This is a genomic window from Streptomyces sp. FH025, assembly GCF_017427025.1.
Classification (GTDB): domain Bacteria; phylum Actinomycetota; class Actinomycetes; order Streptomycetales; family Streptomycetaceae; genus Kitasatospora.
Window position 1 is genome coordinate 1 of the sequence record NZ_JAFLNG010000330.1, and the last position, 8,280, is coordinate 8,280.

General features: G+C 74.3%; 9 protein-coding genes. 3 read left to right on the plus strand and 6 right to left on the minus strand.

Going from position 1 to position 8,280, the window contains the following annotated elements; genetic code table 11:
* Window positions 1–334: alpha/beta fold hydrolase (locus tag J0670_RS22335; RefSeq protein WP_374223145.1), on the minus strand; the 334-nt coding region annotated here is incomplete at its 3' end.
* A gap of 95 nt (window positions 335–429) precedes the next feature.
* On the opposite strand from J0670_RS22335, the gene J0670_RS22340 reads away from it, so the two are divergent.
* Complete coding sequence (locus J0670_RS22340) at window positions 430–1,383, plus strand: MerR family transcriptional regulator (protein WP_307806640.1); 954 nt, start codon at window positions 430–432, stop codon at window positions 1,381–1,383.
* 393 nt (window positions 1,384–1,776) lie between these two features.
* On the opposite strand, the gene J0670_RS22345 is transcribed toward J0670_RS22340, so the two are convergent.
* A complete protein-coding gene (locus J0670_RS22345) occupies window positions 1,777–2,628 on the minus strand; it encodes an SDR family oxidoreductase (RefSeq protein ID WP_207813427.1) in 852 nt (283 codons plus the stop codon).
* A gap of 167 nt (window positions 2,629–2,795) precedes the next feature.
* Window positions 2,796–3,677: an SDR family oxidoreductase gene (locus J0670_RS22350; protein WP_207813428.1), complete on the minus strand. Its 882-nt coding sequence runs from the start codon at window positions 3,675–3,677 to the stop codon at window positions 2,796–2,798.
* A gap of 86 nt (window positions 3,678–3,763) precedes the next feature.
* On the opposite strand from J0670_RS22350, the gene J0670_RS22355 reads away from it, so the two are divergent.
* Window positions 3,764–4,342, plus strand: a complete 579-nt coding sequence (locus J0670_RS22355) for a TetR/AcrR family transcriptional regulator (RefSeq protein ID WP_207813429.1) — start codon at window positions 3,764–3,766, stop codon at window positions 4,340–4,342.
* A gap of 461 nt (window positions 4,343–4,803) precedes the next feature.
* On the opposite strand, the gene J0670_RS22360 is transcribed toward J0670_RS22355, so the two are convergent.
* Together J0670_RS22360 and J0670_RS22365 are read right to left on the minus strand one after the other, a co-directional pair.
* On the minus strand, window positions 4,804–6,324 hold the full coding sequence (locus J0670_RS22360; RefSeq protein WP_207813430.1) for a DHA2 family efflux MFS transporter permease subunit: 1,521 nt from the start codon (window positions 6,322–6,324) through the stop codon (window positions 4,804–4,806).
* A 22-nt stretch (window positions 6,325–6,346) separates the two neighbouring features.
* The gene (locus tag J0670_RS22365; protein WP_207813431.1) at window positions 6,347–6,928 is read right to left on the minus strand and encodes an NADPH-dependent FMN reductase; all 582 of its coding nucleotides are present in this window, start codon (window positions 6,926–6,928) and stop codon (window positions 6,347–6,349) included.
* Between the two features lie 133 nt (window positions 6,929–7,061).
* Here J0670_RS22365 and J0670_RS22370 point away from each other — a divergent pair, with 133 nt between their 5' ends.
* The gene (locus J0670_RS22370) at window positions 7,062–7,718 is read left to right on the plus strand and encodes a TetR/AcrR family transcriptional regulator (protein WP_207813432.1); all 657 of its coding nucleotides are present in this window, start codon (window positions 7,062–7,064) and stop codon (window positions 7,716–7,718) included.
* Between the two features lie 251 nt (window positions 7,719–7,969).
* On the opposite strand, the gene J0670_RS22375 is transcribed toward J0670_RS22370, so the two are convergent.
* Window positions 7,970–8,280, minus strand: a 311-nt coding sequence (locus J0670_RS22375) for a hypothetical protein (protein ID WP_207813433.1), incomplete at its 5' end; no start/stop codon positions are given.

Sequence of the window (8,280 nt, forward strand, 5' to 3'; positions counted from 1 at the left end):
CCGTCTGGTCCGGCACCAGCTGGACGGCCCGGTCGCCGTCCTTCACCAGGCCGGCGTCCAGGTGGACGATCCGGGTGATCCGCTCCGCCCGCCGGTCGGCGGCGCCGAGCAGCGGGTGGATGCCGTAGTCGTGGCCGACCAGGACGAGCTCGGGGTCGTTCGCCGCGTCGATCAGGCGCAGGACGTCCTCGATGTGCGTCTCCAGCCCGGCGCCGGCCTCGGCGGCGAGGTCCGCCTCGTACACCTCGGCGCCCGTCTCCCGGAGGCGGGCGCTCACGTCCCGCCAGATCCAGGCGCGGGTGAAGTGGCCCGATATCAGCACAAATGCGGTCATGATTGCCTCCTACGACATGGGTGATCGCCCGCCCGACCCCCGTCCGGCCGGGCACGCGGGTACCGTAGGAACTCCCCCTGAGGGAGATTCAAGCCGTGCCGCCAGCCGTTCTGTTGAACATCGGTGAACTCGCGGAGCGCGCGGGCGTCACCGTCAAGACCGTCCGCTTCTACTCCGACCGCGGTCTGCTGCCCGAAGCCGGCCGCAGCTCCGGCGGCCACCGGCGGTACGGGCCCGAGGCGCTCGACCGGCTGCGACTGATCCGGTCCCTGCGCACGCTCGACCTGCCCGTCCGGGAGGTCGGCCGGCTGCTGGAGCAGGACGAGGTGCTCGGGGACGCCCTGGAGGACGCGGTGGCCCGGCAGTTGAGCGACCTCGGCTCCCGGCTCACCGCCCTGCGCTGGCGCGAGGCCGCCCTGCGGCTGCTGCGCGGCTGCCCGCCCGAGGAGCGCGCCGACCGGCTCACCCTGATCGGCGGGCTGTCCACCCCGCCCGACACCACCGCGCTGGCCCGGTTCTGGCGCCGCGCGCTGCCGCCCCGGATGCCCGCCGAGCTGGTCACCGCGATCGTCGACGCCGCCGTCCCGCAGCCTCCCGCCGACCCGGCGCCCGCCCAGGTGCTGGCCTTCGCCCGGCTGCACGCGCTCGCCGACCGCGACTGCTCCGGCGGCAGCCACTCCCCCACCGGCAGGACCGCCAGCCCGAACGAACTCGCCCGCGCCGACGGCGAGTACCGGCCCACCGTGCTCTACCGGGGCCTCGCCGAGGCGTACGGCCTCGCCTCGGCGGAGCTGCGCGCCGGGCGGGACCCGTACGACGGCGCCGCGCTCGACAGCTTCGTCGCCGCCCACGCCGCGTCCCGCTCCTCCCGGGACACCCCGGCGTTCCGCCGGCGGCTGCGGATCATGCTCACCGTCGCCGACGATCCGGTGATCGCCCGCTACTGGGAGCTCGCCGGCGAGCTCACGGCGGACGACGAGCCCACCCTCGGCGGTGCGCACGAGTGGCTGCGGACCGCGTTGAACGGGCAGTTGGCGGCGGCGGCCTGAAACGCTCAGGGCCCCGGCTGCGCGAATCGGCCGGGGCCGTACGGGAGTTGGGCGGCCAGTCGGCCATCGACGCCGACTCGGGCTCGCCGGCTCCGGCGGCGTAGGCCGGGACGGCGGGTGGCAGGGCGGCAGGGCGGCAGGGCGGCGGTGACGGTCAAGGCGGCCGCGAACACGGGGCGAAAGCACACCGGGTTCTCCGGGATCGACTCGACGACGAAGGCCGTCCGGAGAGCTCGCCGCGGCATCGCGGGTCACCGGCCGGGCCGGGCAGCCACCTGATCGGGGGTCATGGGCGGTGGGTGCGCCGCTGTGCGTTCCACCGCTGTGGCTGGGGCGGGGGAAACCGGAGTGCCGAGCAGGCCGGGCCCCGTATGGCCGGTCGGCGCGACGAGTTCAGCGGAAGTCGTCGGCGTGGTCGGCGGCCCACTGGGCGTAGGTGTGTGCCGGAGCGCCGGTGATCTTCTCGGCGATGACGGAGGTCACGGCCACGGCGTCGTCGGCGGCGGCCCACTGGCTCACGATCGCCTCGGCCACCACCGGATGCATGGTGCTGGCGACGTCCGCGCGAGCCTGCTCGTCGGAGATGCGTTCGACCCGGATGTGGCGGCCGATGGCCTCGCCGATGTGCTCGACCTGGCGTTGCAGGGTCAGGGACTCGGCCCCGTAGATGGTGTAGGCCTGGTGCGAGTGGCCCGGTTCGGTCAGGGCGGTCACCGCCAGCGCCGCGATGTCCTTCTCGTGCACCGGTGCCGACTGCGCGAGCGGGTAGGGAAGGCGGACGACGTTGTCGGTGCGGATCGATTCGGCCCACCAGGTGCGGGTGTTGGTCGCGAATGTCCCCGGCCTGAGGAACGTCCAGTCCATGCCGGAGCGTTGGATGGCCTGCTCGATCGTGCGGTTCAGGCGGGCGACCGGGTGGTCGGCGTCAAGGTCCAGGGCGACCGACACCGACGAGAGCAGAACCACCCGCCGGATCCCCGCGGCTGCGGCCGCCGCGGCGACCTTCTCGATGTCGTAGGGCCTCTGGGGGTCGAGCATTCCGTACAGGAACACCTTGTCGGCGCCGTCGAGCACCGCGGGCAGCGTCTCGGGACGCTCCAGGTCGGCGACGACTGCTTCGCACCCGGGCGTCGAGCCCGCGGCCGGGATCCTGCTGACCGCTCTGACCTGCTCGCCGGCGGCCAGCAGGCCGTCGGTCACATGACGACCGACGTTTCCGCGGGCGCCGAAGACAACTGCCACCATGGTGGAACCTCCTGCTTGTTGTGGACGTGGATCGCCGCAGTGGCGCGGGTGGTGCGGGTACGAGATGTCGCTGCGGCGAGACGGTCGGTCGCGAGTGACGCAGGTGGGGGTCTTCCGCTGCCGAGGTGAGCGCCGGCGGCGGGTCCGCTCCGATCGTCGGTCGCCGATCAGGGCTGGATGTTCTCCAGGTCCTCCAGGAGGCCGGGGTGCTTCGGCTCCCAGCCGAGCGCCTGCCGGGTGCGGGTGCTGGACGCGGGCTGGTCGGCCTTGAAGATCGGGCCGAGCGGGCCGTAGGTCTCCTCCGGCACCGACTCGACCGGCAGGCCCAGCCGTCGGCCGATGACGGCCGCGATGTCGCGTACCTCGTCCCCCTCGTCGGCCACGGCGTGCCAGGCGGTACCGGCCTGCGCCCGCTCCAGGGCGAGCCGGAGGAGAACGGCCGCGTCGAGCGCGTGGACGGCGGGCCAGCGCTGTGTGCCGTCGCCGGGGTAGCCGGAGATCCCGCTCCGGCGTGCGATGTCGGTCAGCAGACCGGCGAACCCGCCCGCTCCCTCGTTGTGAACCGTGCGCGGCATGCGTACGGACGTGCTCCGGACCCCGCGCGAGGCCAGGCCCAGGACCGCCGTGACCGTGCGACCGCGGCCGCCGACCGGCCCGTCGGTCGGCACCGGGTCGGCCTCGGTGGAGGCACGGCCCGGCACCCAGGGCGTGCCCGAGACGGTGACCAGGGGGCGGCCGCTGCCGACGAGTTCCTCGCCGAGGGTGGTGAGGGCGGCGGTCTCCTCGGCGACGTTCCGGGCGAGGGCCTCGGGGCTGCTGAAGTCGTTACCGAAGGCCAGGTGGATCACCCCGTCGGCCTGGGCGGCGCCGGAGCGCAGGACGTCCAGATCGGCGAGGCCTCCCCGCAGCGGCTCGGCGCCGGCCGCCCCGGCGGCCTGTGCGGAGGCCTCGGAGCGGGCGAGCGCGAGGACGGTGTGGCCGTTGCCGAGGAGTTCGGCGACGACGGCGGAACCGATCAGACCGGTGCCACCGGTGACGAAGACGCGCATGAAAACCCTCCCCCAAGTGATGGGACTCTTGTCCCGTCACTCTAGCAGGGTGACGGGACAAGAGTCCCATCACCTATGCTGAACCCATGGGTAGATGGGAACCAGGCGCGCGTGAACGCCTCGTCGTGGCCGCAGTCGACCTGTTCACGGAGCAGGGGTACGACGCCACGACGGTCGCGCAGATCGCCGAGCGCGCCGGGGTCACCAAGAGCACCTTCTTCCGGCACTTCCCCGACAAGCGCGAGCTGCTGGTCGCCGGGCAGGAGACGCTGAGCCGGCTGCTGGCCGAGGGGATCGCCGACGCACCCGGTGACGCCAGCCCGCTTGAGGCGGTCGCCGCCGGTCTCGAGCGCGCCTCGACCGCGATGGGCCCCGGGAGTCGCGAACTCGCCCCCCGCCTGAAGGCGGCCGTCGCCGCCAGCACCGAGCTTCAAGAGCGTGACACCCTCAAGACCGTCAGTCTCGCGGCCGCGATGACAACCGCTCTGGTCGCCCGCGGCGTACCCGATCCGACTGCGGCTCTCGCGGGCGAGCTGGGCGTCCTCGCCTTCAAACGGGGGTACGCCGAATGGGCCGAGGACGACCGTGGCGCCGAGAACGAGCTCGCCGGGTACACCCTGGCGGCCCTGGACGAACTGCGTGCGGCGAGCGCATCGCTGGGCTGACGAGAAGCAGACCTCACAGCCCGCCGGCCTGGTCGGCCGGGTACGCCGAACCGAGGTGCCGGGTGGGACGTCCTCGACCGGTGCCGGGTCAGCCTCCCAGGCCAACGGCAGCAGCTCCTCCCCCACGCCGGGCCCTTGGCTCCGACAGGGCGGGGGCGGCGGGTGTAGCCGGGCATCGAGACCAGCGGCGTCTCCTCCACCGCGTCGTTCAGCTGCTCGATCGTGCCCTTCAGGTGAGGGGTGTAGGCGGGCAGGTCCTGGAGTGCCCGGCGCCCGGGCGACCGTGGCGCACAGGAACTCCTCGTCTCCGGGCGGGCCGACTCCTCGGCAGATCGGTATCTGGGCGCTCGTCCGCCGCCCGTCCCTGGTTGCGGGCCGGCCGGATGGGCCGGCCCCCGCCGGTAGCGGGATCAGCGTACGGGCGGGGGCGGCTCGGTGAGGAGTGGTGGCCTTTCGCCGGGTCAGGGGGTGGGTGTTCGGCGTGGCTTGGCGTTGCCCGGGGTCCGGCGGGAGAGCAGCAGGGCGGGCAGCAGGGCGAGGGTGAGCAGGGCGACGGCCCAGCCGTAGGTGTCCTGGAAGGCGTGCGCGAGGTGGGGGGCGAGTGCGGCCCGCGCGGCGCCGTCCAGGGTCTGCACGGTGGCCAGCCCGCCGGTGGCCGTGGCCGGCAGCCGGTCGGCCATCGCCCCGGTGAGCAGGAGGAACATCAGGGCGGTGCCGACCGAGCCGGAGACCTGCTGGACGATGGTGACCAGGGTGGTGGCGGCCGGGACCTCGGCCGGGGCGACGCTGCGGGTGGCGGCCGCCATGGCCGGCATCAGCGTCATGCCGACGCCCGTCCCCATCACCACCAGGGCGGCGATCAGGTGGGGGTAGGGGGTGTCGGCGGCGACCTGGAGGGTGAAGCCGAGGAAGCCGGCGGCGGCCAGGACGGTGCCGGTGACCACGATCCGGCCGGGGGCGAAGCGGTCGGACAGCCGGCCGGAGAGTTGCATGGTGATGCCGGTGGCGAGGGCCTGCGGGATGCCGAGCAGGCCGACGTCGGTGGCGCTCTGGCCGCGCACCAGCTGGTAGTAGAGCGGGAGCAGCAGCATCGAGCCGAAGTAGCCGCAGCCGAACAGGGCGATGGTGGCGGCGGGAGCGGCGAAGGCGCGTTTGGCCAGCAGCCGCAGGTCGATCAGCGGTTGCCTCGTGGTCAGGGCCCGGACGACGAAGCCGGTGACCAGGGCCGCGCCGGCCAGGGTGGGCAGCAGGCCGGCGGCCGCGGCGGGGTGTCCGCGCTCGGCGCCCAGCCCGTAGATCAGCGCGGCCAGGCCCGGGGAGAGCATCAGCAGGCCGGGCAGGTCCAGCCGGCGGCGGGCGCCGCCTCCGTCGCGGGGCAGCAGCCGGGCGGCGAGGAGGAGGGCGAGCGCGCCGAGCGGCAGGTTGATCAGGAAGACCCAGCGCCAGGATGCCTCGTCGACCAGCCAGCCGCCGAGTACCGGCCCGGCCAGGGGGCCGATCAGGACGGGGATGCCGAGCACGCTCATGGTGCGGCCGGTGCGGGCCGGGTCGGAGGCGCGGACCAGGACGGTCATCCCGACCGGCATCACCATGCCGCCGCCCAGGCCCTGGAGGACGCGGAAGGCGATCAGCGAGGGGGCGTCCCAGGCGGCGCCGGCCAGTGCCGAGCCGAGCACGAACAGGGTGAGCGCGGTCAGGTAGAGGCGGCGGGTGCCGAACCGTCCGATCGCCCAGGCGGTGACCGGCGTGACGGTGGCGAGCGCCAGGGTGTAGCCGGTGGTGACCCACTGGATGGTGGCCAGCGGGGCGCCGAAGTCCGCGGCGAGGCGGTTGAGGGCGACGTTGACGATCGTGGTGTCGAGGACGGTCATCAGCGAGCCGAGGGCCACGACGGCGGCGACGGCCGCGGTGCGCGGGCCGGGCGCGGCCGCAGCCGCGGTGGCTGTCGTCCCGGCCGTGGCCGGCCGGGTGGCGGTGCTCATCTTCGTTCCCCCCGGCCGCGGTTCAGACGCCGTACGGGCGGGCGGTGCGGGCGTCCCGGAGCGCGTGCGCCCACCAGGTGAGCTGGTCGAGCATGCCCTTGGCGGCGCCGTTCTGGACGGTCGGGTCGACCGGCTCGCCGTCCTCGCCGAAGAGGCCCCAGACGTTGTGGAAGCTGACGGTGTCGCGGACGGTGACGGCGTGCAGCTCGGCGAAGACCAGCCGGAGCTGCTCGACCGCGCGCAGCCCGCCGCCGAGACCGCCGTAGGAGACGAAGCCGACCGGCTTGGCCCGCCACTCGGCGCCGTGCAGGTCGATGGCGTTCTTGAGGGCGGCCGGGAAGCTGTGGTTGTACTCCGGGGTGATCACCACGAAGGCGTCGGCGGCGGCCAGCCGGGGCGTGAGGGCCGCGTGCCGCTCGGCCTGCTCGGCGGTGGGCTCCTCGCCCACGTGGGCCAGCGGGTGCTCGGCCAGGTCGACGACGTCGATGTCGAGGTCCGCGCGCTGCCCGGCGGTGCGGACGAACCAGTCGGCGACGGTGGGCGCGAAGCGGCCCTGCCGGGTGCTGGCGATGATGACGGCGAGGCGGAGCGGGGTCTCGGACATGGCTGTCTCCAGGGGTGTGCTGCTGCTCTGTCACCGCCCGTTCGGACGGCACGTCAGGTAAAGTACAACGTGTATGGCAACAAGTACAACGGTGGCTGCAACTTTTTCGAGGAGCGGCAGTGAGGGAGATTCCATGACCAGCCGACAGGAAACGACGGACCGGCCCCGCCGGGGGCTGGCCGAGAAGCGCCAGGCCATCACCCGGGCCGCCCGCACGGTCTTCGGCCGGGACGGCTACACCCGCGCCAGCATCGACGCCATCGCGGCGGAGGCCGGGGTGTCCACCCGCACCATCTACAACCACTTCACGGGCAAGGAACTGCTCTTCCAGACCGTCGTCCGCGAGAGCGCGGCGCAGGTCGCCGACGCCCAGCTGGACATCATCGAGCGCCGGCTCGGGAAGGTCACCGACCCGGAGGCGGACCTCACCGCGTTCGCCCTGGCCTGGGTGGCCCCGCTGACCGAGTTCGCCGACCACTTCGGGCTGGTGCGCCAGATCAACGCCGAGGCCCGGCACCTGCCGAAGGCCGCCCTGGACGCCTGGCAGGAGGCCGGACCGCGCCGGGTGTCCGCCGCCCTGGGGCAGCGCTTCGGGGAACTGGCCGAGGACGGGTGGCTGGAGGCACCGGACCCGGGGCGGGCGGCCGCGCACTTCGTGCTGCTGACGGCGACGGAGGTCACCCAGCGTTCGTACTGGGGCGCGTACCCGCTGGACCGGGCGGAGGCCGAGGAGATCGTCGTCGCCGGCGTCCGGGCCTTCCTGCGCGCCTACGCCGCGCCCCGGCGGTGACACGGCCGCACCCCTCGGACGCGGGCGGCCCGGCGGAGGCGGCCTGGACGGCGTCCTGACCCGCGACCAGCGGGCCGGCGCGGGAGTCCCCGTGCCGGCCCGGTCGTCAGCGGTGCGACCTCTTCCGCGACAGGGGCTCCAAGGCCAGCCGGTGCGCGTGGGTGTTCGGCCGACGGCCCGGTTGGGCCGGGTCCGCCCCGAACCGTCGGGCCCTGCGCGTCGTGCCGTTCAGGGCAGGGCGGTCGTGCCGTTCAGGGCAGGGCGATGGTGATCAGCGCCGTCGTGCAGAGCAGTACGGCAAGTGGCAGTGCGGGCAGGGCGAAGGTGACGGCGCGCAGCCACGGGTGCCGGCCCCGGGCGGTCGGCAGGGTGGGCCAGCGGCGGGCGGATTCGGCGGCCGTGGCGACCACCAGGCCGGCGCCGAGGGCGCACAGGATGCCCGGGAGGTGGCCCCATTCGCCGGTGCGCAGGGCGAGCAGCCAGCAGGTGGCGGCGGTCAGTGGCAGGGAGACGGCCTTGAGGCGGTCCAGGGGGCGGGAGAGGCGGGCGCGGCGCGGGCGTA

Coding starts and splice junctions, on each gene's coding strand:
- J0670_RS22345 (WP_207813427.1), bottom strand. CDS start 2,628: ATGGTGGCAGTTGTCTTCGGCGCCCGCGGAAACGTCGGTCGTCATGTG.
- J0670_RS22350 (WP_207813428.1), bottom strand. CDS start 3,677: ATGCGCGTCTTCGTCACCGGTGGCACCGGTCTGATCGGTTCCGCCGTC.
- J0670_RS22355 (WP_207813429.1), top strand. CDS start 3,764: ATGGGTAGATGGGAACCAGGCGCGCGTGAACGCCTCGTCGTGGCCGCA.
- J0670_RS22360 (WP_207813430.1), bottom strand. CDS start 6,324: ATGAGCACCGCCACCCGGCCGGCCACGGCCGGGACGACAGCCACCGCG.
- J0670_RS22365 (WP_207813431.1), bottom strand. CDS start 6,928: ATGTCCGAGACCCCGCTCCGCCTCGCCGTCATCATCGCCAGCACCCGG.
- J0670_RS22370 (WP_207813432.1), top strand. CDS start 7,062: ATGACCAGCCGACAGGAAACGACGGACCGGCCCCGCCGGGGGCTGGCC.